The 24,191-nt window shown below is 63.9% G+C and carries 15 protein-coding genes; 7 read left to right on the top strand and 8 right to left on the bottom strand.

Annotation, left to right across the window (positions count from 1 at the left end; genetic code table 11):
• Nucleotides 1-60: 60 nt before the first annotated feature.
• Both ACLF6L_RS10080 and ACLF6L_RS10075 read left to right on the top strand, forming a co-directional pair.
• Nucleotides 61-579, top strand: a complete 519-nt coding sequence (locus ACLF6L_RS10080) for a L,D-transpeptidase (protein ID WP_200175330.1) — start codon at nt 61-63, stop codon at nt 577-579.
• A 61-nt stretch (nt 580-640) separates the two neighbouring features.
• On the top strand, nt 641-2,815 hold the full coding sequence (locus ACLF6L_RS10075) for a malate synthase G (protein ID WP_412851615.1): 2,175 nt from the start codon (nt 641-643) through the stop codon (nt 2,813-2,815).
• Between the two features lie 60 nt (nt 2,816-2,875).
• Here ACLF6L_RS10075 and ACLF6L_RS10070 read toward each other — a convergent pair whose 3' ends face one another.
• The 6 genes from ACLF6L_RS10070 to ACLF6L_RS10045 form a co-directional block, all read right to left on the bottom strand.
• On the bottom strand, nt 2,876-3,838 hold the full coding sequence (locus tag ACLF6L_RS10070) for an MBL fold metallo-hydrolase (protein WP_412851614.1): 963 nt from the start codon (nt 3,836-3,838) through the stop codon (nt 2,876-2,878).
• 121 nt (nt 3,839-3,959) lie between these two features.
• On the bottom strand, nt 3,960-5,114 hold the full coding sequence (gene prpC / locus ACLF6L_RS10065) for a 2-methylcitrate synthase (protein ID WP_238616113.1): 1,155 nt from the start codon (nt 5,112-5,114) through the stop codon (nt 3,960-3,962).
• Between the two features lie 17 nt (nt 5,115-5,131).
• Nucleotides 5,132-6,016 (bottom strand): methylisocitrate lyase, encoded by an 885-nt coding sequence (gene prpB / locus ACLF6L_RS10060; RefSeq protein WP_238616114.1) that lies wholly within the window; start codon nt 6,014-6,016, stop codon nt 5,132-5,134.
• A 36-nt stretch (nt 6,017-6,052) separates the two neighbouring features.
• Nucleotides 6,053-6,811, bottom strand: a complete 759-nt coding sequence (locus ACLF6L_RS10055; RefSeq protein ID WP_238616115.1) for a GntR family transcriptional regulator — start codon at nt 6,809-6,811, stop codon at nt 6,053-6,055.
• 145 nt (nt 6,812-6,956) lie between these two features.
• Entirely contained in the window at nt 6,957-8,861 is a 1,905-nt protein-coding gene (locus tag ACLF6L_RS10050; RefSeq protein WP_412851613.1) for a propionyl-CoA synthetase, read from the bottom strand.
• Between the two features lie 394 nt (nt 8,862-9,255).
• Nucleotides 9,256-10,773, bottom strand: a complete 1,518-nt coding sequence (locus ACLF6L_RS10045; RefSeq protein WP_412851612.1) for an FAD-linked oxidase C-terminal domain-containing protein — start codon at nt 10,771-10,773, stop codon at nt 9,256-9,258.
• Nucleotides 10,774-10,908: 135 nt separating this feature from the next.
• Between ACLF6L_RS10045 and serS the strand changes: the two genes are divergently transcribed.
• Together serS and ACLF6L_RS10035 are read left to right on the top strand one after the other, a co-directional pair.
• Complete coding sequence (gene serS / locus ACLF6L_RS10040; RefSeq protein WP_412851611.1) at nt 10,909-12,192, top strand: serine--tRNA ligase; 1,284 nt, start codon at nt 10,909-10,911, stop codon at nt 12,190-12,192.
• Nucleotides 12,193-12,256: 64 nt separating this feature from the next.
• Nucleotides 12,257-13,225, top strand: a complete 969-nt coding sequence (locus tag ACLF6L_RS10035; RefSeq protein WP_412852779.1) for a thioredoxin family protein — start codon at nt 12,257-12,259, stop codon at nt 13,223-13,225.
• A 29-nt stretch (nt 13,226-13,254) separates the two neighbouring features.
• Here the strand turns inward: ACLF6L_RS10035 and ACLF6L_RS10030 are convergent, their stop codons facing one another.
• Together ACLF6L_RS10030 and ACLF6L_RS10025 are read right to left on the bottom strand one after the other, a co-directional pair.
• On the bottom strand, nt 13,255-13,617 hold the full coding sequence (locus ACLF6L_RS10030) for a hypothetical protein (protein ID WP_238616119.1): 363 nt from the start codon (nt 13,615-13,617) through the stop codon (nt 13,255-13,257).
• A gap of 34 nt (nt 13,618-13,651) precedes the next feature.
• A complete protein-coding gene (locus tag ACLF6L_RS10025) occupies nt 13,652-14,872 on the bottom strand; it encodes a toxic anion resistance protein (RefSeq protein WP_412851610.1) in 1,221 nt (406 codons plus the stop codon).
• A 348-nt stretch (nt 14,873-15,220) separates the two neighbouring features.
• Here ACLF6L_RS10025 and ACLF6L_RS10020 point away from each other — a divergent pair, with 348 nt between their 5' ends.
• The 3 genes from ACLF6L_RS10020 to ACLF6L_RS10010 are packed head-to-tail and all read left to right on the top strand — an operon-like array spanning nt 15,221 to nt 24,184.
• On the top strand, nt 15,221-18,310 hold the full coding sequence (locus ACLF6L_RS10020; RefSeq protein WP_412851609.1) for a hypothetical protein: 3,090 nt from the start codon (nt 15,221-15,223) through the stop codon (nt 18,308-18,310).
• Entirely contained in the window at nt 18,307-20,835 is a 2,529-nt protein-coding gene (locus ACLF6L_RS10015; RefSeq protein WP_412851608.1) for a TonB-dependent receptor plug domain-containing protein, read from the top strand. Before ACLF6L_RS10020 ends, ACLF6L_RS10015 begins: the two co-directional genes overlap by 4 nt.
• Nucleotides 20,836-20,884: 49 nt before the next feature.
• Entirely contained in the window at nt 20,885-24,184 is a 3,300-nt protein-coding gene (locus tag ACLF6L_RS10010) for a hypothetical protein (RefSeq protein ID WP_412851607.1), read from the top strand.
• The last annotated feature ends 7 nt before the right edge of the window (nt 24,185-24,191 follow it).

The raw sequence follows: 24,191 nt of genomic DNA, 5'->3' as shown, positions 1-24,191 counted from the left end.
GAGGAGACTGATCCGGTGCATGACGAGGAGAAGATCGAGTTGCCTTGGTACCAGCCGGTCATGGAGCGGCTGGAGTCGGATTTTCCCCAGTATTTCGTGGCGGATCCCGTGGCCATCGTGCGAGTGGATGCCCAGCGGCTCTACGTGGTCAGGGAGGGACGGGTGAAGCGGGAATTCCCGGTGTCCACCTCCCGTTATGGCATCGGCAACCAGGCCGGGAGTTACCAGACCCCTCTGGGTGTGCACCGGATCAGCCAGAAGATCGGTGACGAGGCCCCTATGGGCACCGTGTTCCGTGCCCGGGTGGATACCGGCCGGATTGCCGATATCGTCACCGATCCCCGGCGCACCCCGGAGGACAACATCACCACCCGCATTCTGTGGCTGGAGGGGCTGGAGTACGGCATCAACCGGGGGGAGGGGATCGATTCCTTCTCGCGCTTCATCTATATCCACGGTACCGATGAGGAAGGCCTGATCGGGCGGCCGGCTTCCGAGGGTTGCGTGCGCATGACCAACCGGGATGTGATAGAACTGTATGATCTGATGCCCTACGGCTCGCTGGTGGTCATCCAGTAGACGGGTTGAATGGCATGTTGACGACTCACCCTCCTGATTTTCGAGCAGAGGAATTTCATCAATGAATGATTACGTCGCGGCGGGACGCCTGCGGGTCGCCCGGGAGCTGCACGACTTCATCAACAACGAGGCGCTGCCCGGAACAGGTGTGTCCGCCGATGCCTTCTGGAACGGTCTGGACGCCATCATTCACGATCTGGCGCCCGAAAACCGGAAGCTGCTGGCCAAGCGGGATGATCTCCAGGCCCGTATCGACGCATGGCATCGCGGGCATCCGGGCGCCATTGACATGGCCGCCTACAAGGCCTTCCTGAGCGAGATCGGCTACCTGCAGCCGGAAGGGGAGGATTTCCAGGTCGGCACCGAACAGGTGGACCCGGAGATCGCCCGCCAGGCCGGACCTCAGCTGGTGGTGCCGGTGATGAATGCCCGTTACGCCCTGAACGCCGCCAATGCCCGCTGGGGCAGCCTCTATGACGCCCTTTACGGCACCGACGCCCTGAGCGAAGAGGACGGCTGCGAGCGCGGCGGTAGTTACAACCCTCGGCGGGGCGAGAAGGTCATCGCCTTTGCCCGCGAATTCCTCGATCAGGCGGCCCCTCTGGCCCGCGGCAGTCATGCGGGATCCCGGGGATATGCGGTGGTGCAGGGTGCACTGCAGGTCACCCTGGCCGACGGCAGCCTGAGTGAACTCAAGGATCCGGAACAGTTCAAGGGGTATCAGGGCGATGTCGGTGCCCCCAAGGCCATCCTGCTGGCCCACAACGGTCTGCACTTCGAGATCCAGTTTGACCCCTCCAGCACCGTCGGCAAGACCGACAGCGCTGGCATCAAGGACCTGCTCATGGAGTCGGCCCTCACCACCATCATGGACTGCGAGGATTCCGTGGCCGCGGTGGATGCCGAGGACAAGGTGGTGGTCTATCGCAACTGGCTGGGCCTGATGAAGGGTGACCTGACCGCCGGCTTCCACAAGGCCGGCCGGGAAGTGATCCGTCGCATGAATCCGGATCGGGAATATGTCCGTCCCCAGGGCGGTACCCTGACCCTGCCGGGGCGGTCCCTGATGTTCGTGCGCAACGTGGGTCACCTGATGACCATCGATGCCGTGCTGGATCAGGACGGCAATCCGGTGCCCGAGGGCATCCTGGACGGCATGATCACCAGCCTGATCGCCCTGCACGATCTCAGGCGCGGCGACGGCCTGCACAACTCCCGCTGCGGCTCGGTCTACATCGTCAAGCCCAAGATGCACGGCCCGGAGGAAGTGGTGTTTGCCGATCAGCTCTTTGCCCGGGTGGAAGATGCCCTGGGCATGAAGCGCAACACCCTGAAGATGGGCGTGATGGACGAGGAGCGCCGTACCACGGTGAACCTCAAGGCCTGCATCCGCGCCGTGAAGGAGCGGATCGTCTTCATCAATACCGGGTTCCTGGACCGTACCGGTGACGAGATGCACACCTCCATGGAGGCCGGCCCCATGATGCGCAAGGGGGCCATGAAGGCGGCTCGCTGGCTGTCCGCCTACGAGGACTGGAATGTGGACGTGGGCCTGGCCTGCGGCCTCAAGGGCCGCGCCCAGATCGGCAAGGGCATGTGGGCCATGCCGGACCTGATGGCGCAGATGCTGCAGCAGAAGGCGGCCCATCCCAAGGCCGGTGCCAATACCGCCTGGGTTCCGTCACCCACGGCGGCCACCCTGCACGCCCTGCATTATCACCAGGTGAACGTGGCCGAGGTGCAGGCATCCCTGGTGGGCCAGCGCCGTGCTGCCCTGGACGACATCCTCGCCATTCCGGTGGAGGCCAGTCCGGCCTGGACGACCGAGGAGATCCAGCAGGAGCTGGACAACAATGCCCAGGGCATCCTGGGGTATGTGGTGCGCTGGATCGATCAGGGCATCGGCTGTTCCAAGGTGCCGGACATCAATAATGTGGGATTGATGGAAGACCGGGCGACGCTGCGTATTTCCAGTCAGCATATCGCCAACTGGCTGCATCACGGCATCTGCTCCGATGCCCAGGTGATGGAGACCATGAAACGCATGGCCGGTGTGGTGGACGAGCAGAATGCCGGCGATCCGTCCTACCATCCCATGGCTCCGGACTTCGAGGCTTCCGTGGCCTTCCAGGCCGCCTGTGATCTGGTGTTCCGTGGCCGGGAGCAGCCCAACGGCTATACCGAGCCGGTCCTGCACCGCCGTCGCATCGAGGCCAAGGCGAAGGGTCCGCGGTAGTCCTGATTCCCCTCGCCCCAACCCCTCTCCCCCTGCGGGAGAGGGGCTCATCGCGGCGACCTATCCCGCCGGCTGCTTGTCCAGCCACACCTCCAGCCCCTGCACGTTCAGTTCCACGTCCATCGCCAGCAGTTCCCGAATCCTGGATTCCGGCAACCGACAGCCATGGGCGGCCAGTCGTTTCACGAACAGGGCCATCATGCCATCGCACAGGGCTTGGTGCCGGCCTTCGCCGTCCCGCCGGTGGGCACGCCCCAGGGCCAGAAATTCCTCGATCATCTCATGCTGCTCGGTCTGCAAGCGGCCCAGCGACTCGCCGCCCACCCGGCCGAAATGGGTCAGGTACATGTAATCCAGCCCCTGGGCCACCAGCCGGTCCACCGAGGCATGCAGGGCCTCGGGATCGAACTGCACCGGCGTGGTGGTGGGGTACACAAAGGCCCCCCGTTCGGTATCCAACTCCCGGTAGGCAATGCCGAAGGTGTCACCGGTGTAGATGCCCCGGCCCTTCTCGTCCACCACGCAGAAGTGATGCAGGGCATGCCCCGGGGTGTCCAGAAACACCAGTTCCCGGCCGCCAAGGGACACGCTGTCACCGTCGCCGGCCTGAATCACCCGGTCTTCGGGGATCGGCAGGATGGTGCCGAAATCCCGTGCCATGACCGCTTCACCGTACACCGCCGTGGCACCGGCAATGAGCCTGGAGGGATCGATCATGTGTCGGGCGCCCCGGGGATGGATCACCAGTCTGGCATTGGGAAGCTGGGCCATCAGGGTCCCGGCGCCACCGGCATGGTCCAGATGCACATGGGTGGGGATGACGTAGTCCACCTGTTCCCGGGACAGACCCTTGTGTTCCAGCACCTCAAGCAGCACCGGCACGGAGTGGGATGTGCCCGTCTCCACGAAGGCGGCGCGACCGTTCTCCACGATCAGATAGCTGGCGGCCAGGCCGTGACGCACCACCTGGGCATCGATCAGAGTGATGCCGTGGTCCAGATCCTGGAAATGGGGTTGATTCATCAATGGATTCCTCAAGTGATTGAGAGGGTGTTCCCAGGTTACAGAAAACAGGGGGGATGACAAAAAAGCCCCTCTTTCCATCCGGGAAAGAGGGGCTTTGCCAGACATCAGACCGTCAGGTTCAGGCCCGCTGGTCCATCGGTACCCAGGACTGGTTTTCCGGACCCACATAGTTGGCGCTGGGGCGGATGATCTTGCCGTCCTGACGCTGCTCGATCACGTGAGCCGCCCAACCGGTGGTGCGGGCAATGACGAAGATCGGCGTGAACAGGGCGGTGGGGATGCCCATCATGTGGTAGGACACGGCGGAGAACCAGTCCAGGTTGGGGAACATCTTCTTCAGTTCCCACATCACCGTCTCCAGGCGATCGGCCACGTCATACATGCGCATGGAGCCTTCCTGCTCGGACAGGCGACGGGCCACGTCCTTGATGACCTTGTTGCGCGGGTCGCTGAGGGTATAGACCGGGTGGCCGAAGCCGATCACGATCTCCTTACGGGCGACGCGCTCGCGGATGTCCGCCTCGGCCTCGTCGGCGTTGTGGTAACGCTGTTGGATGTCGCAGGCCACTTCGTTGGCGCCGCCGTGCTTGGGACCTCGCAGGGCACCAATGGCGCCGGTGATGGCGGAGTAGATGTCGGAGTTGGTGCCTGCCACCACACGGGCGGTGAAGGTGGAGGCGTTGAACTCGTGCTCCGCATACAGGTTCAGGGAGGTGTGCATGGCTCGCACCCAGGCTTCCGGCGGGGTGCTGCCGTGCATCAGGTGCAGGAAGTGACCGCCCACGCTGTCGTCGTCGGTTTCCACGTCGATGCAGCGGCCGTTATGGGCAAAGTGGTACCAGTAGAGCAGGGCGGAACCCAGGCAAGCCACCAGGCGATCGGCAATCAGACGGGCGCCGGCCACGTTCATGTCTTCCTTTTCCGGCTCCAGGGTACCCAGCATGGACACGGCGGTGCGCATCACGTCCATCGGGTGGGCGGAGGGCGGAATCTGCTCCAGGGCGGTCTGCAGGGCGGCGGGCAGGCCGCGCATGGACTTCAGACGGGCCTTGTAGCGGGCCAGTTCGGCGGCGTTGGGCAGGGTGCCGTGGATCAGCAGGTGAGCGATTTCCTCAAACTCCGCTTCATCGGCAAAGTCCAGGATGTCATAGCCCCGGTAGTGCAGGTCGTTGCCGGTGCGGCCCACGGTGCAGATGGCGGTATTGCCGGCAGCCGTGCCCGACAGGGCTACCGATTTCTTCGGCTTGGGCTTGGCGATTTCGGTCTCGGTCATTTTCGTCATTCTCCGTCTTAGCCGCCTTTGCGGTATAGCTGGTCCAGTTTTTCTTCGTAAGCGTGGTAGCCCAGGTGCTCGTAGAGCTCCATGCGGGTCTGCATGGTGTCGATGACACCCTGCTGGGTACCGTCGCGGCGGATGGCTTCGAACACGTTCAGGGCCGCCTTGTTCATGGCGCGGAACGCGGACAGGGGGTAGAGCACCAGACTCACGCCCACGCCCTTGAGCTCTTCCGTGGTGAACAGGGGGGTACTGCCGAACTCGGTGATGTTGGCCAGCACCGGGACGCCGACGGCATCCACGAACTGTTGGTACTGTTCCAGGGTGTTCATGGCTTCGGGGAAGATCATGTCGGCACCGGCCTCGACACAGGCCACGGCCCGTTCGATGGCGGAGTCCATGCCTTCCACGGCCAGGGCGTCGGTACGGGCCATGATGACGAAATCCCGGTCACGGGCATCGGTGGCGGCCTTGATGCGGTCCACCATTTCGTCCTTGGTGACGATGGCCTTACCGGGGCGATGACCGCAGCGCTTGGCCTGGACCTGATCCTCGATGTGGCAGCCGGCGGCCCCGGCGCGGATCAGTTCCTTGACCGTGCGACCGATGTTGAAGGCGCTGGGTCCGAAGCCGGTATCCGCATCCACCAGCAGGGGAACATCGGTCACGTAGGTGATGCGGCGTACGTCTTCCAGCACGTCGTGCAGGGTGCTGATGCCCAGGTCCGGCAGGGCCAGGGAACCGGCGGCGACACCGCCGCCGGACAGGTACAGTGCCCGGTAGCCCACGTGTTCGGCCATCATCGCGTGATAGGCATTGATGGTGCCCACCACCTGCAGCGGGTGCTCTTCTTCAACGGCGCGACGCAGGCGCGCGCCTGGCGTGGATGGCTCGGTCATTGGATCTCCTTATATTGAGGGGATGATGCGTGGTGGTCAGAGCGGCGGGGCCGCGCCGGCGCCGTTGGCGGCACTGGCGGAGCGAATGGCCGGGGTGGCCCTGGCTCCCTTGGGGGCCTTCTCGTCAAACAGCAGTTCCACGTTGATCCGTGAACTGCGGATATGGCGGCGCATGATGAGTTCCGCCATTTCCGGGTCCCGGTCGGCAATGGCCTCGACGATGTGACCATGTTCCCGGAAGGCGATCAGGGCCCGGGAGCTGGCCATGCCGAACTGGAAGCGGTACATGCGCATCAGGTGGTACAGGTCGTCGCACAGCAGCTTGATCAGGCGGACATTGCCGCTGGCCTTGATGATGCGGTAATGAAAGTCCAGATCGCCCTCGGTCTGGAAATAGGCGATGCCTTCCTGCAGTTCCGCCCGTTCCTGGTGCTGCTTGAGCAGCTTGCGCAACTCGTCGATGTCGCGGCCGGACATGCGTTCCGCAGCCAGGCGGGCGGCCATGCCTTCCAGGGCCTCGCGCAGTAGATAGAGTTCCAGCAGATCTTCCTGGGTGAGGGAGACCACCCGGGCACCCACGTTGGGACGACGCTCCACCAGGTGACAGGCCTCCAGGCGCCCGATGGCATCCCTGAGGGGGCCGCGGCTGATGCCGTATTCACTGGCCAGTTCCGGTTCGCTGATCTTGGTGCCCGAAGGGATCTCACCCTCGACGATGGCCTGGCGCAGGCGCGCAAAGACCCGATCCGCCAAGGTGACACCCTGTTGCCCGAGTTGGTCGTTGAGATCTGGCATATGTCGTCCGATTGTTGACAATATTAGGGTATCAGGCCTTTTCCTGGAGATAAAGTGGTATTTCTGGTGACAATCCCCGGGTTTCCCTGTTTGTCGGGGCCAAACGCCCTTCTCCCCTGGCAAGGGAGAAGGGCGTCGTTCGGCCTCAGGCCGTTTCCCGAGCCTCCGCGTACCCTATCCGGTTCAGGCTGTCCCGGATCTCGTCCAGGATCGCCGGGTCATCGATGGTGGCCGGGGCCTGATAGGCCTCGTTGTCGGCGATCTTGCGCATGATGGCCCGCAGGATCTTGCCGGAACGGGTCTTGGGCAGGCGGCTGACCACGGCCACCAGCTTGAAGGCGGCCACCGGTCCGATCTTCTCCCGCACCAGACTCACCAGCTCCTTGCTCAGGGTGTCGGCATCCATGTTCACGCCCGACTTCATCACCACCAGACCCATGGGCAGGGAGCCCTTGAGCTCGTCGGCCACGGCGATGACCGCGCACTCCGCCACCGCCGGATGGGAGGCCAGCACCTCTTCCATGGCGCCGGTGGACAGGCGATGTCCAGCCACGTTGATGGTGTCGTCGATACGGCCCATCACGTACAGGAAGCCGTCCTCATCCATGTAGCCCGAGTCACCGGTGAGGTAGTAGCCGGGTTCGGCGCTCAGATAGGACTCCTTGAAGCGCTCGTCGTTGTTCCACAGGGTGGGCAGGCAGGCCGGGGGCAGGGGCAGCTTGACCATGATCCGGCCCATTTCTCCGGCGGGCACCGGTTTGCCGTTGTCATCCAGGATCTGCACGTTGTAGCCCGGGGTCGGCTTGCCGGCGGTGCCGGGCTTGATGGGCAGCTGTTCGATGCCCAGGAAGTTGCCGGCGATGGCCCAGCCGGTCTCGGTCTGCCACCAGTGGTCGATGGCCGGACGCTGCAGGATCTTCTGCGCCCATTCCAGGGTATCCGGATCGCAACGCTCACCGGCCAGGAACAGGGCGCGGAACTGATCCAGGTTGTACCGCTTGAGATGTTCGGCGCCCGGGTCTTCCTTCTTGATGGCGCGGAAGGCGGTGGGGGCGGTGAACATCACCGACACCTTGTATTCCTCGATCACCCGCCAGAAGGCACCGGGGTCCGGGGTGCCCACGGGCTTGCCTTCATAGACCACCGTGGTGCAGCCGTAAAGCAGGGGGCCGTAGACGATGTAGGAATGTCCCACCACCCAGCCCACGTCGGAGGCCGCCCAGAACACCTCGCCGGGCGCCATGCCGTAGATGTGTTTCATGCTCCAGTTCAGGGCCACCGCATGACCGCCGTTGTGACGGACCACGCCCTTGGGCTTGCCGGTGGTGCCGGAGGTATACAGGATGTAGATGGGATCGGTGGCGGACACGGGGACGCAGTCATGGGGTGCCGCGGCGGCCATGGCCGCGGTCCAGTCCACGTCCCGTCCCGGGATCAGGTCGCAGGGGGATTGGGGGCGTTGCAGGATCAGGGTGCGCTCGGGCTTGTGGGTGGCCATCTCGATGGCCTGATCCAGCAGGGGCTTGTACTTCACCACCCGGGAAGGCTCGATGCCGCAGGAGGCGGCCACCACCACCTTGGGGGTGGCGTCATCGATGCGGGTGGCCAGTTCGCGGGCGGAGAAGCCGCCGAACACCACGGAGTGAATCGCCCCCAGGCGAGCGCAGCCCAGCATGGCCACCAGGGCCTCGGGCACCATGGGCATGTAGATGATGACCCGGTCACCTTTGGTGACGCCCATGTCGGCCAGGGCGCCGGCGAAACGGGCCACCTGGTCCTGCAGTTCACGGAAGCTGAGGCGGCGCTTGGTGTCCGTGACCGGGCTGTCGTAGATGATGGCCGTCTGCTCGCCGCGGCCGTTTTCCACATGCCGGTCCACGGCGTTGTAACAGGTGTTGAGTTCCCCGCCCGCGAACCAGCGGTAGAAGGGGGCGGCACTGTCATCCAGCACCTTCTCGAAGGGCCGGGACCAGGTGAGTGCCTGGGCGGCCTCGGCCCAGAAGCCTTCGGGATCGTTCACTGCGCGTGCATAAACCTCTGCATAACCCATGACTCGCTCCTGCTTGTTAGTGCCCCAGGCGGGGGTAGTGCTGCCTGCGTCTGCGCGGCATCGTGGTGTCCGCACCCTCGGTCGAGGTGCTTGTGGTTATCCGATCAGGGCATGACCTTAGAGGATTTTTGAAAAGTGTCAACAATCCTGATGAGGATTCCGGACTAAGGTCATTCCTTTGGAATGTTTTGAGTCCGTCATTTCCGCACCAGCGGGAATCCGGTAACAGGCTGAAAAACAGCAACTCCCGCCGTCGCGGGAGTGACGGTGGTGGATTGGATCAGCGTTTCCCCGGGGTGATTCGGAAGCAAAAATTCCCGACCGCCAGCACAGGGCGTCGGGCGATTGATAACGGTTTTCCCGTGCGCGGCCGTCTGGCTCCCTGGACGGTGCCTTAGAACCGCGGTAGATCGGGAAAGGGGAGCTGTCCGCGATGCACGTGCATGGCACCGAATTCGGCGCAGCGATGCAGGGTGGGCACCGCCTTGCCCGGGTTGAGCAGGCCTTCCGGGTCGAAGGCTGCCTTGACCCCATGAAACTGGGTCAGCTCCGCCGGCTGGAACTGCACGCACATCTGATTGATCTTTTCGATGCCCACCCCGTGCTCTCCCGTGATGGTGCCGCCTACCTCCACGCACAGTTCCAGGATCTGACCGCCCAGTTCCTCGGCCTTTTCCAGCTCGCCGGGCACGTTGGCATCGAACAGGATCAGCGGATGCAGATTGCCGTCACCGGCATGAAAGACGTTGGCCACCCGCAGTCCGTAGCCGCGGGACAACTCGGCGATGCCGCCCAGCACCCGGCCCAGATGACGCCGGGGGATGGTGCCGTCCATGCAGTAGTAATCCGGCGAGATCCTGCCCACCGCCGGGAAGGCGGCCTTGCGACCGGCCCAGAAGCGCATGCGTTCCTGCTCGTCCCGGGCCGTGCGCACCTCGGTGGCGCCACTGTCCAGCAGCAGGTTGCGCACCTGCATCACCTGCTCGGAGACCTCCGCCTCGGTGCCGTCCAGTTCACAGAGCAGGATGGCGGCGGCGTCCACCGGATAGCCCGCATGCACGAAATCCTCCGCCGCGCGGATGGCGTCGTTGTCCATCATTTCCAGGCCGCCGGGGATAATGCCGGCCCCGATCAGCCCGGCCACCGCCTCGCCGGCGGTCTGGGCGTCGTCGAATGCCGCCATCAGCACCTGCGCCCGTTCCGGTTTGGGCAGCAGCCTGACCGTGACTTCGGTGATGATGCCGAGCATGCCCTCGGAGCCGTGGATCAGGGCCAGCAGGTCATAGCCCGGGCTGTCCAGGGCCTCGCCGCCCAGGGTGAGCAGTTCACCCTCAATGGTCAGCATCTGCACGGCCAGCACATTGTGGACCGTCAGGCCGTATTTCAGACAGTGCACCCCGCCGGAGTTCTCCGCCACGTTGCCGCCGATGGAGCAGGCGATCTGGGAAGAGGGGTCGGGGGCGTAGTAGAGACCATGGGGGGCCGCAGCCTCGGAAATGGCCAGATTACGGACCCCGGGCTGGACCCGGGCCATGCGTCGGACCGGGTCCAGTTCCAGGATACGGTTGAAGCGGGCCAGGCTCAGCAGCACGCCGTCGGGAAAGGGCAGGGCGCCGCCGGACAGGCCGGTGCCGGCGCCCCGAGCCGTCACCGGGATGCCCCGCTCCCGACAGATGCCGAGGGCGGCCCGGGCCTGCGCCAGGTCATGGGGCAGGATGACCGCCAGGGGCAGGCGCCGATAGGCGGACAGGCCGTCGCATTCGTAGGGCCGCAGGTCTTCCTCGTGATGGAGCAGGGCGTCCGTGGGCAGCACCTGGTCCAGGGCCGCGATCAGGGCGTCTCGCTCCTGGGGGGAGATCTGGCGCCGAGGGTCGGGATAGAGCGGGTCGCGAGCGGGATCATGGTCAGCCATGGCGGACTCCTTGCGCTTGCCGGGCATTGAGGTTCGAGTGTCTCCCTGGCGGGCGTCCGGGTCAATCACCGGTCGTGGCCCTGTGCTACCATCGCTCAGACCCCAATCGTCCATTCAATCCCGAACCCAGACCCTATGCTCGATCCCAAGACGCTTCGTACCGACCTGGACACCGTTGCCGCCCGCCTGGCCACCCGGGGCTTCACCCTGGATGTGGAGGCCTTCAACCACATGGAGTCCGAGCGCAAGGCCCTGCAGGTACGGACCCAGGAACTGCAGAACGAGCGAAATACCCGATCCAAGACCATCGGCCAAGCCAAGGCCCGGGGTGAGGATATCGAGCCCCTGAAGGCTGAAGTGGGGCGACTGGGGGATGAGCTCAAGGCCTGCGAGGCCCGTCTGGCCGAGCTGCAGCAGTCCCTGTCCGACTTCATGATGGGGATTCCCAACCTGCCCCATGAGTCCGTGCCGGTGGGACGGGATGAGGCCCAGAATCAGGAAGTGCGCCGCTGGGGCGAACCCCGTCGTCTGGACTTCACGCCCCTGGACCATGTGGATCTGGGCGCTCCCCAAGGCTGGATGGATTTCGAGGCCGCCGCCAAGCTCAGCGGCAGTCGTTTTGCGGTACTTCGCGGCCCCATGGCCCGCCTGCACCGGGCTCTGATTCAGTTCATGCTGGACGTGCATACCCGGGAGCATGGCTACCAGGAGGTCTATGTGCCCTATCTGGTGAACGCGGACAGCCTGCGGGGGACCGGTCAGTTGCCCAAGTTCGAGGCCGATCTGTTCCGCATGGGGGGAGATCCCGGCTACTACCTGATCCCGACGGCGGAAGTGCCGGTGACCAACCTGGCCCGGGACAGCATTCTGGACGCCGACGCCATGCCGGCCCGTTTTGTCTGTCACACCCCCTGTTTCCGTTCCGAGGCCGGCTCCTACGGCAAGGACACCCGGGGTCTGATCCGCCAGCACCAGTTCGAGAAGGTGGAGCTGGTGCAGCTGGTGCGTCCCGGCGAGTCCTGGGATGCCCTGGAAGCGTTGACTGGCCATGCGGAGTCGATCCTGCAGCGGCTGGAGCTGCCTTACCGGGTCATGGCCCTGTGCACCGGGGACATGGGGTTCTCGGCGGCCAAGACCTATGACATCGAGGTATGGCTGCCGGCCCAGAACTGCTATCGGGAGATCTCTTCCTGCTCCAACTTCGAGGATTTCCAGGCCCGGCGCATGATGGCCCGTTGCCGCAACCCCGAGACGGGCAAGCCGGAACTGCTGCATACCCTCAATGGTTCGGGGCTGGCCGTGGGCCGCACCCTGGTGGCCCTGGTGGAGAATGGTCAGGATGCCCAGGGCCGCATTCACATCCCGTCAGCCCTGCAGCCCTATATGGGCGGCATGACGGTGCTTGATCCCGGGGCCTGATCCCGCAGGAGGTTGAACCGTGCCGAGACTGTCATCCCGCCTTGTCCGACTGATTCTCGGATGGCTGGTCCTGATCCTGTCCGGTTCCGTCTGCGCCGATGACCAGCCGCCGATCGATGATCGCCCCAGGCTCATCGGTCTGCAGGCACCGGACTGGTTCCATCTGTCTTTCCTGGATCTGGGCGAGGACCTTCAGACCGCCCGCGATGAGGGCAAGCGCGGGCTGGTGGTCTATCTGGGCATGGACGACTGTCCTTACTGCGAGGCCCTGTTCCAGGTCAATTTCCAGCAGCCGGACATCGTCGAATACACCCGCAGGCATTTTCTGGTGGTGGCCCTGGATGTGTTGGGCAGTCGCACCATGACCACCCTGGAAGGCCGCTCACTCACGGAACGGGAGTTCGCCGTCGGGCAGCGCCTGAACTTCACCCCATCCTTCCTGTTCCATGACCTGGAAGGAGAGCCCGTCTTCATCCTGCGGGGCTATCACTCTCCCTACCGTTTCCGTGCCGCGCTGGAATACGTGGCCGACGCCCACTACCAGCGTGAGAGCTTCCGAGATTACCTGGCCCGAGCCGATCCACCGCCGCGCTTTGACGCCGATGACCTCAATCATCGGGACTTTTTCCGTCCACCTCCCCATCGGCTGGACCGCTCGCAGGTGGCGGCCGAGCGCCCCCTGGTGGTGTTTTTCGAGCAGGGCGAGTGCCACGCCTGCGACGTGCTGCATACCGAGCCGCTGGGGGATCCCGAGGTGCTGGACTTTTTGTCCCTGTTCGATGTGGTGCAACTGGACATGTGGTCCGATACCCCGGTGGTGACGCCGGACGGCCGACGTCTGATGGCCCGGCAGTGGGCCGAGGAGATGGATCTGTTCTACGCCCCCACCCTGGTGTTCTTCGATGAACTGGGAGAGGAGATCCTGCGGGTGGATTCTGTGATCCGCCTGCATCGGCTGCAGGCGGTGCTGGAATACGTGCTCACCCGGGGTTATGAGGAATATCCGTCATTCCAGACCTGGCGCACCCGGTAGGGCGCGGCCGGACCCGGAGGCTGGGTGTCTCAGTCTTCGTCCCGATCCACCGGCGGATCGATCTTCGGCGGTCCGGCCTTCTTCTGGGCCACCAGTTGGGCGACCAGGTGGGCGATGCCCACCATGAAGGTGACCGGGAACAGCAGGCCCAACACCGGCCAGCCCCCGATCACGAACACAAAGCCCAGCGGAGAAATCTGGATCATCCACAGGGCAAAGCCCAGCAGGAGCCAGCGTCCCGCCAGGGTGGCGCAGTGGTCACGGCACCAGATCGCCCGAGCCATCCGGTCTTCCGGCGTGGTCCCCGGCATCCGGCGCAGATGCCAGGGTGCCCAGAAGTAGGCGATCACCGCGTGGTGGACAGGCAGGTCGGAGGTCGGGTTTGGGGGCATGGGTGTTCCGGATCAGAAGGGAGGGAAACTTAGTCTAAGGGATATCATTTGCACCCTGGCGGGCCACCACCTTGTCCATCTCGATCCCATCGCCCTTGTCCATGCGACGGATCGCCGCATCCCCTTGGGCCGCCAGCGCCTCCAGACGGTCAATCTGGGCATCCAGCCTGGGCAGGGCCTCGCGACGATAACGGGAGACTTCGTCGATGGCGCCGATGACATTGGCAAAAGCGGATTCGAGCTGCTCCATGTCCAATACCGTGGAGGCGGCCCGATTCTGGATCTCCACCCCCTGGGTTCGCAGGGCTTCGGCGGTACCGGCAATGAGGTTGGAGGTGGTGGTATTGAGGGCCTCGACCCGATCCAGCACCAGCCGCTGATTGGCCAGGGCCAGGGCCACCGTCACCGCCACATTCAGGGCCGAGACGGTCACATTGATGGCCCGGTCAACACCCCGCATCAGTTCCCGGTTATTGCGGATCACCACCTCCAGGGCGAGGATGCCCTGCTGACTGACGGCCAGTTGCTGCTGCAGGTCGACGAGCCGCTGGCGCAGAGGGAACAGCAGTTCCTCCTCCAGGAACCGGCGCTTTGAAGCATCCTGGGGCAGGGCGGCGGCCTCGCCGGCCAGCTTGCGGTCAATGATCCGCCCCAGGGCAATCTGTCGCTGGAGCTGAACCAGACTCTCCCGCAGGGACTGCTGGTCATCGCTCAGGGTGAGATTGTCCCGGTGCAGCATGTCCTTGCCCGCTTCCAGATCCTTGATGATCGCGTCCAGGGCTTCCTGGGCGGTCTCGAATTTGTGGAAATAACGCTGCAGGGGCGTGCCGACCCCGGGGATCAGGGCCAGAATGCGACTGAGCCCTTCACGGCTTAGATTGTGATGGCGCGGATCCAGATCCTGCATCCGGGTGCGCAGCTCGATGAGGGAACGGGCCACCGGCCCGCCCTCATCCCCCTGGTGGGCCAGTTTGCGGATGGGGGTCTGCAGCAGCTTGCTGCGATGGGCCGCCTGACGCTGTATGTCCAGCCCCATCTCGTCCACGGCCTGGCGTTGGCGGGGGTCAACCTCCGCCTGTCCTTGATCTTTCAGCAGTTCCGCCAGGAAGGTATCCGCGATGCGAAGAAGTTCGGGGTCATCCATGGCCTGCTCGGGGGCCGTGTCCCGCTTGATCTCCGTTTCCACTTCCGCCACGGGTGGCAGGGAAAGGCTGATTGGAGGGGTTGCGGGGGGCTCTGAATGATTTGGGTGCATGCTGCCTCCAGTCTTTGATCCAACGTCGCATCGATTGCCCGAGAAGGCCGCCGTGAAGAGGCGACGATGCTCTCCTGGACCTAGTGTATACCGTATGTCGTCATTCGCTCGCGTCCTGACGGATGGATGGTGGTTGGGAGACCCATAGAAACGATATTGGTTATCATTGGTGTTTTGTTGTAAATTCCCGATCTGGTTTTTTTGATGAGACCGATCATGGGTTTTCCTGTCGTTTTTTCGTCCCTGAGGGCGTCCGCTGCAGTACTGTCCCTTGCCTTTGTCGTCGCCTGCACGGGTGGGGGAGGCTCCTCTTCGGGGGGAGACACTTCTCTGCGTCTGTCCGGCCTGGTGACGGACCCACCGATCGAGGAGGCCGCGGTAAGGCTGGTGAATGCCCAGGGCGATGCCCTGTCCACCGTGGAACTCACCGGCAGTGATGGTCGCTTCAGTGTGACCCTGACGGAAGATTTGGCCCGGGAGGTGCGTCGCATCCTGGCGCGGGGCGGGATCGACACGATGACGGGCCAGGTGCTTGGCAATTTGATGTTGAGCGCGCCGCTTGAAGGAGGGGCCGTTGATGACATGCTGGTATCGCCATTGACCACGCTGGTGGATCGGTCCATGCGAGAGCGAGGCATGAGTCGGGACCAGGCCGTGTCCGCCGTAGCCTCCCGTCTGGCTCTGAATCCCGCGGTGGTCATGGCCGATCCGGCTGGTGATGCTTCCGCCCAGCGGGCCAGCCTGCTGATGACCGAAATCCTGGTGGCACTGGAAGGGCAGGCCGATCCGTGGCAGCTGCTGGACGATGCCATGGATGGCATGGCCCAGGGCCGCCTGGACCAGGCGGCCCAACGCCTTGCCCTGGATCTGTCCGGTCCGGTGGGTGACAGGCTTGAGGCCGTGGCCGAACGTGCCGACCATCTACTGAGTCTGGACCCCGCGACATCCGCCCAGGAGATGATCCGTGCGCTGGTGCTGCAGAACCTGCGCCATGGCCTGACCCGTTTCTTCGAGATTGCGGGGCAGCCCATTTATGGCGATCACCTGAACAGGTTGTCCGATGCTCTCTGGGAAGGCATGGGGGGGCGAGGCGTCCCTGCCGAGGGGCCGGCCCTGCTCAACATCATCCGCTATGTGTTCCAGGTGCATGAGATGCCCGATGATCTGAGCGATCCTGCGGCTGAGCTGCCCCTGAATGACATCCGCCATGATGTCATCCTCCGGGATCTGGCCGCCCTGCGGGTGATCGACCACACCATTCCCCTGGCCAGTGGCGAGACCCTGGGCGTGGACAACGATGCCCGGGCCGCCTACTTCTTCCGCTCCGATCTGTCTCCCACCTATCTGTCCGAACGCCTGTTCGACGGGGTACTGGATGACGGCGTGCTGGATCCCATGTTCCGGGCCAACGCCTACAACCTCGCCGCGGCGGGACTGCTGGATGAGGCTGAACTGACCCTGCGGGCCGCCATCTTCCAGCCCACCGAGCGGGCCATGGCTCAACGGCAGGTGGCTCAGGCGTTGAGTGGGGCCAACGATCTTGAAACGGCCCGCGTGTACTGGAATGCCTCACGCCAGACCTACGAAACCGCCTTGAGGGAAGGCAAGGGTATCAGCAATCTGGATGGTGATGACGCCGCGTTTTTCCAGTCCCTCAACAGCGACCTGCTCACCGCCGGATTCAGGGAAGATGCCGATGTGGCGCTGTTGGCCGTGCGGGAGTTTATCGAATCCCAGCGGGGTCAGCCCTATACCACCGCTTATGGCCGGATTATGGTCAGCTTGAGAGATAGTGCCTCGGCGGCCGTGGATGCGACCGAAGCGACGGGGCTGTCGGGTAGGGCGTTCAACGATGCGTTGAACGCGGTGGATTTTTTCCGGGAGGCCACCCTGGGGGCCGGTCGTCAGCCGCAGGATGGTCGTTGCGAGGCCATGAAGACCCTGATGGTGACGGCCTACGCCGATTTCTATCGGCGTCTGGGTAGCACCACGGGTATGCGGCAGGCCATCGATGATTTTCGGAACCTGGCCACCACGGATTGCAATCTGACCTATGGTGCCACCATGAGCCCCCGGATGGCGTCGATTCATGGCGAGTTGGGAGACATCCAGACCTATCTGGCCTGGATTGAGGGACATGTCCGTCCGATCAACGAGTCCAACGCCGACTCGGCCCGGGACAATGCGGTGCTTTATCAGGCCCTTGATCGTGCGCTCGGCGGTGATGTTGAAGGGGCCATCAGCCAGGTGGTGGCGCAGGCCGACACCGTACAGGCCGCCATCACGCAATTGACCCAGGTGGGTACGGGAGCCAGTGATGTCGGCACGCCTCATCTGGCCGTGCTGCTCTGGCGTCAAGGTGCTCTGGATGAAGCCAGGCAGGTGATGGACGCAGCCTGGGAACTGGCCATGTCCGAGCGGTTTGTGGATGAGTTGACCGGCCAACTCACCTCCGCGCAGAATTTTCTGGACCAGGGGTGCCGGAAGACCGCGTTGATCCTCGGTCGCATGGATCAACAGGCGCTGGCCTCTGATCGCATGCGGTCTTGCCGTCGGCATGTGGACTCAGTCCTTCACGATGCAGGCATGACAACGGATGATTTGCTGTGGGTGGCCGGGTCCCTGGCTGCGGCTTATCAGCAACTGGAGATGGCGGGAGATGCAGAGCTGATTGATCGCCTCCATGCCCTGGGCAGCGTGTTGAGCAATCCGGTGTCCCGCATCCGTAACCTCATGGAAGTGGCCCTGCTGCGCAGCAGCGGTGGCGATCCCGAAGCAGCCCTGTCGGCGCTGGATGAGGCGGTGGAGATGCTCACCCAGGTGGCAACCGCCTCCAGCGATCAGGCCGCCATCAATCAGGCGCTGGACCTGGTGGCCTTTATCCGCACCGGACAAAGACGTGACTCGCTGATGGAGAGCTACGTCCGGGTCGCCGGGGATCTTCGCCAGACCATCACCCGGACCGGTTGGGCCGATGAGACCCAGCGCCATCAGGTGGCCATGGCCCGGGAACGGGCACGCATGCTGGCGTCGGGGGATGATGCCCTGCCGGGTACCTGGCAGGGATCGCTGGCAATGATCGACGCTCTGTTTGCCGCCAACGACCGCACCACCCAGATCAACTCGCTGGTCAATTGGCTGGCCTCCGCCCGCCAGTATGAGACGGCCAGGATGGTGGCCATGGGCATTGCAACGGCGCCGGAGCGTCACCGGCAGTTGCTGAATATTGCCAACGGCATCAGCACCGCCGATGACTTCCCGGGCACGGCCCTGGCTCGCTTCGACTTTGACGGCGACGGGCGTCCGGACTTCTTCAGTCCCGGCAGCAGCGCGGCGGATCGTGCCGCGTCTCCCCTGTCCCTGGATAACGACATCGACGGGGATGGCATCCCCGATACCCAGGATCGTACCCCCTATTGCGCCGGTTGTGACGCATGACGAACCGCTGTGATCCATGCCCGATGTGCCGTGCCGGCTTCAAGCCCAGCACGGTCTGGATGCTGACCCTGGTGGTTTCCGGATTGCCCACCCTGGTACAGGCGGAGGCGGCAACGGTGGTGACACTGCCTGCCGACGCCCGACTGGATACCATCGAGGTGCGCCCCACCGACCGGACCCCCCTGGGCGGTGAAACGACCGCCGCCGGCCGCTATCGCTTCGACGCCCGTTATATCGAGCGTTTCGTGGGCGCCGACGGCAGCGTGGACGGCGTGCTCCGGCTGGTGCCGGGTCTCCAGTTCGGTGAGGTGGCGCTGACGCCGGAATCCCTGTTTGACCTGAGGCCGGAATCCTTTTCCATCTCCGGCGGGAGGTTTTATGAAAACCAGTTTCTGCTGGATGGGGTGAGCATCAGCAATCGTCTGGATCCAGCGGCCAATACACCCAATGCCATCGACGATATTCCCGGCCATGAACAGTCCCAGTTCATCGACAGTGCGCTGATCGGTGAAATCCGGGTGTTCGACAGTAACGTCCCGGCGGAATACAGCCGCTTTACCGGGGGTGTGGTGGAGGTGGAGACCCGGCGTGCGGGTTCGACACCGGAAGGCAGCGTCTCCTACAGCGCCACCCGCAGCAACTGGGTGAGCTATCGCACCTTTACCCGGGACTGGGACCCGGACTCCGGCGCCTTGCCGCCGGAACCGCCGGGCACCCCTGAATTCAGCCGGGATCGTCTGGCACTGAATTATTCCACGCCAGTGGGAGAGGCATCCGGGCTGGTGCTGGGCATCAATCAGTCCCGATCCACCACCCCGGAGGTGACCCTGGGACGCAGCCGTTCCCAGGAGCAGGAAAACACCAATCTGCTGATGAAACTGACCACGCCCGAGGGGGATCGGGGATTGCTGGATTTCAGTCTTGGTTATGCCCCTTACCGGAACGAGCGCTTTATCACGGATGTGAAGGACAGCGATTTCACCATTGAAGGCGGTGGCTACAGCATGACCGGCAATCTGGAATACGCCGGAGATCGCCTGGACCAGCAGTTCCGGGTGGGTCTGAACTACAGCGAAAACAGCCGCTCTGCTCCCAAGGATTTCTTCAACTGGGCCAATACCCGCAGCGTGGACTGGGGGCGCCGGGCGGATGTGGGCAACAGCCGCCAGGGGGGCTTTGGTGATCTCGACAAGGAACAGGCCAGCCTGTCGGGGCGTTGGTTGGCCCAGACTCCGGGAGGACAGGTCGGCCAGGTCCGGATCCGTCATCGTTTCGGGGCCGAGGTCAATCACCAGCGCTACCGTTTTCAGCGGGACGAGGATCTCTACATTTTCCAGAATCCCGTGGTGAACAGCGAGGTCCAGTGCCGTGGCAACAGTGACGACTGTCTGCAGCGGGAACAGTATTTCTCCACCCGCAACGTGCATCCCGCCGATGACGTGGAGGTGTCCCTCAACGAAACCGGCCTGTTTGCGGAGACCACCCTGGGCTGGCAGCGTCTGTCGGGCACCTTCGGGCTGCGCTACGACCACGACGATTTTCTCGGCAATCACGATGTGGCCTACCGCACCCGGGGCAGTCTGGATGTCTTTGGTGATGGCCGAACCGTGGTGCGGGCCGGGGTGAACCGCTATTACGGCGCGGCGCTGCTCACCTACAAGCTGCGGGAGGCCCGGGCACCTTTCTATCGGGAGTATCGGGGGACCACCCAGAACATCGTCCGGGACTGGGAACTGGACTCGGGGGAGGGCAGCTTCCGTTATGTCTTCCATGATCTGAATACTCCCTACAGCGATGAAGTCATGGTTGGCGTGCAGCAGGTCCTGTTGGGCGGCCTGTTCAACCTGCAGCTGGTGCAACGGGAGAACCGGGATGAATTTGCCCGCACCACTACCGCTGTCCAGCCCGATGGCTACCGCTACTACATCATGAACAACGAAGGACGCAGCCGCTACCGGGGCCTGTCCACGGCCTGGTTCGGGGAGTTCGGACAAACTCTGGTGGGACTGCACCTGACTTACTCGGAAACCAGGACCTCCAATGCCGACTATGACGATCCGGTGGATGCCACCGGTTCCGGTGCGTACGTCTTCTATCAGGGCAGGCGTATCCGCTACGGCGAACTGGATATCCTGAGGGAGGATTTTTCCCGTCCCTGGGTGGCCAACTTCAGTCTGTCCCGTCCCATGGGGGAACGGGTCATGGTGGACCTGAACACCCGTTATCGGGGGCGCCACGCCATCATCACCCGTACCGGTCTGGTGGTGGAGGGGGATCGCATTGAGCTGCCCAGCGGCGAGGTGGTGTACGAGAGCCTGGATGTGTACGAGCGGGAAAGCAGGCCGGTCACCTTCATCACCGACCTGCGTCTGAGCTACGCCCAGCCAATGCCGCGCTCCACGTTGCTCACCGCCCAATTACAGATCAACAACCTGTTCAATGAACGCACCCATACCGTCGCCTCGGGGCAGAGCGGTGTGGAGATCGGTCGCTACTACTGGGTCAGCCTGAAATATGACTTCTGAAACGATACTGACCGGTGATCACCGGCCCGAACCGGCAAGGGGAACCTCCATGTCACGATCACGCAAGTACCTACCGGCGGGGTTTCTGGCCCTGATGACGCTTTTGCTGGTGTCCGGCTGCGGTGGTGGCGGCGGATCATCGGGCAGTGATGACTCCGGTGCGGTCACCAGCCTGAGTGGTCTGGTGACCGATCCACCCATCGCGGGAGCCGCTGTCTGGCTGCAGGACGCCGGTGGCGATGCCCTGTCGGCGGTGGAGCGCTCCGATGCCCAGGGGCGTTTCCAACTGGACGTGGCGCCGGCGGATATCCCGCCCGGGGCGCGTCTGCTGGCCAGCGGCGGCGTGGACACCATGACCGGTCACGACTTCCAGGGGCTGCGCATGAGCGCCCCCTGGCTGGGTCAGGACGCACCGGTGATTTCACCGCTCACCACCCTGGTGGATCAGATCCATCGGGGAAGCGGGGTCAGCGCCCAGGCGGCGGTGGATCAGACGGCGGATCTGCTGGGTCTGTCCGCGGCGAGCGTGATGAATGATCCCGCCGAAGATGGGGATGCCCAGCGGGCCAGCCTGCTGATGACCGATTTGTGGCTGGCCCTGCGGGGCAGCAGCGACCCCATGGGGCTGGTCGTCCAGGCCCTGAACGATGCCGATGGCGATTTTGCCGAGGCAGCCCGGGCATTGCGCGAAAATCCTGTGCTGGATTTGCCCCAGACACTTCGGGATCGCCTGGTCGGCGTGGAATCCCGTGCCCGTCGGCTGCAGGAACGAACGGGAGGAACGGCCCAGGACATGATCGATACCCAGGCCAGATCGAATGTGCGGGATGGTCTGGCCTCCTTTTTCGAGGGGCAGCTGGGCTTCATGCCGGTCACTGAGGCCGAGCAGGCCAATCTCCAGCGCCTGGCAGATGCCGTCTGGCAGGCCGCTGGCCGGCGAGGCATGCCGGCGGACAGCCCCGGCATCTTCAACGTGGCCCGCTATCTCCTGCAAGCCTATCCGGTCGGCATCGCTGAGCTGGAAGATCCCGGATTCCAGGTGCCCGCCGGACTGGTAAACGACATGACCATCGCCGAGCTGGTCGCTTCCCGGGTCCTGGACCATCAGGTGCCTCTGGCGGAGGCCGAGGTGCTGGGCATGGATAATCAGGCCCGGCTGGAATATTTCCTGCGCTCCGATCTGTCACCCTATTACCGGGCTGAGAGACTGTTCGACGGCGTCTACGACGACAGTGTTCTGGACCCGGTATTTGCCGGCATTGCCCGGGGCATGGCGGCCGCCGGGCTGTTTGATGAGGCGGACCTGACCCTGCGGGCCCGCATCTTCCAGCCTGCCGAACGGGCGAATGCTTTCCGTCAGGTGGGGCGGGAGGTGTTTCTCAACGGCCATGAGGACATGGCGCTCAACTACTGGTCACGGGCATTACAGATTCAGCGGGACCAGCTTGAGGCACGCGGTATTGCCAATCTGACGGGGAACGATGCCCGCTTTCACCAGAGCTTGAGTGATGATTTTCTCGCTGCGGGTCATCCGGACCGGGCTCGGGAGGTCATCGAACCCTTGCTGGATTTCGTCGGTGATTTCGGTGGCCCCGGTAAGCCCTGGACCGGCAATTATTTCAATATCACCACCGCCATTCTCAATCAGGCCGAAGAGCGGGTCAGGCTGGCGGCGGAGGCCGGCATGACCGGCATCCCTCGGGAGCAGGCCCTGGCCGCGACCGACCTGTTGCGACTGTGGGTGGATAGCATGGGTTCGCCCCAGCCTGGTCCTACCAGCTGCAAGCTGATCCAGAGCCAGTACACGTCCCGATACGCGGCCCTGTACGCCCATCTGGGCGTCCGTGATCAGGCCTTGGCCGGCATTGATCGCTTTGAAGCATTGCTCAACGCCACCTGCGGCAGTCAGACCAACGACTTTTCCCGTTTCTACGTGGACATCATCGCCCCTGCCTACGGCGCACTGGGTGAGACCGACCGTTTCCTGCAGTTGCTGGCAGATGAGGTGGAACCTCACCCCGTGTATGCCTCGGCCGCACGCACGGCGGCAAACGAAATTGCCGTATTCATGGCCCTGGCCGCGGCCGGGGATGGCGGAGCCTCCGCGGCGCTGGCGGTGATGAATGAACGCATTGCCTCACCTCGGGATCGTGCCGTTTACATGGTCCATGGCAGTGAAGGCATGACCACCGACGGACGCAGTCTGGCTCGTCGCCTGGCGGCGGCGAACCGACTTTCGGCCGCCAGGGAAGTGGCGGACGCGGGTTGGGCGCTCACCATTTCCAGCGCCTTCATAGAGAATGCGGTGGGTGGGGATGATGCCCCCTGGCTGGATGCCATCGGCTATGTCCCACCCCCCGGAGCAACGGTAAACACCGCCCAGACCGAAGTGAATCAGATGTTGCGCAGGGGATGTCATGCTGCGGCCCTGGTGACGGCGGAGCTGGGGGAGCCGGGTCGTGGGCAGGAACGCATAGCAGCGTGCTGGATGCTGGCTCAATCGCTTTATGGTACAGGGGCGTCCACCCTGTTGCGGGCGGAAGCCGCCTGGCTGCTGGCGGATGGCCATATCAGTCTGGGCATGGATCCTGCCGGTGTGATCAGCGTCTTGCAGCAGCAGGCACGGATGATTTCGGCCAATGATGTCCGCAGCCTGCACTTCAGGAGAGTGGCGGATCTGCAAAGTCGGGCTCGAATGCCTGCCCAGGCACTGGACACCCTGGACCTTGAGGCCATGGCAACCCTGGTGTCCATGGCCTCCCTGGCCGGAGACGACCAAACCGCGCTCCAGAATGCCCTGGTCGAGGCGGAAAACGTGGCCAAAGCCTATCTCTCCGTGGCAACGGACCAGCGTATGCGTCTGCATCGGGAAGGTCACCTCAACGGCTTCAATCAGGCATTCGTCGCCAGGGCGCGAGAAGGGGCGCATCGTCTGCTGGCGGGCGCCTCTTCCGATGCGGCATGGGGCTGGAAAGGTCATCAGGCGTTGGTTGATACACTCAGCAATCCCACCCAGCGGGATGACCGTAGGCGGGAAGGCGTCAAGCTGCTGGCGGCGGCGGGTAAATTCGATCCGGCGGTTGCCTGGGCGGAGATGGCCACGCAGGATCCGGAGCGCTGGCGTCGGCTTACGCTGGTCGCGGAGGCGCTCACGCAATGGGATGACTTCCCGGGAACCGATCTGGCGCGCTTCGATTTCGACGGCGATGGTCGCCCGGACTTTTTCAGTCCTCAGTACACGCCCGATGAATGGATGAGCTCCGCCCTGGAACTGGACGATGACATCGATGGTGATGGTATCCCCGACGCCATGGATCGCACCCCCTATTGTCCGGGGTGCACGCAGTAGGAACGCT

This window comes from Ectothiorhodospira shaposhnikovii, from assembly GCF_047222355.1.
Classification (GTDB): Bacteria; Pseudomonadota; Gammaproteobacteria; order Ectothiorhodospirales; family Ectothiorhodospiraceae; genus Ectothiorhodospira.
The sequence above is the reverse complement of the archived record's forward strand: the minus strand, read 5'-3'. Positions and strand labels throughout refer to the sequence as shown.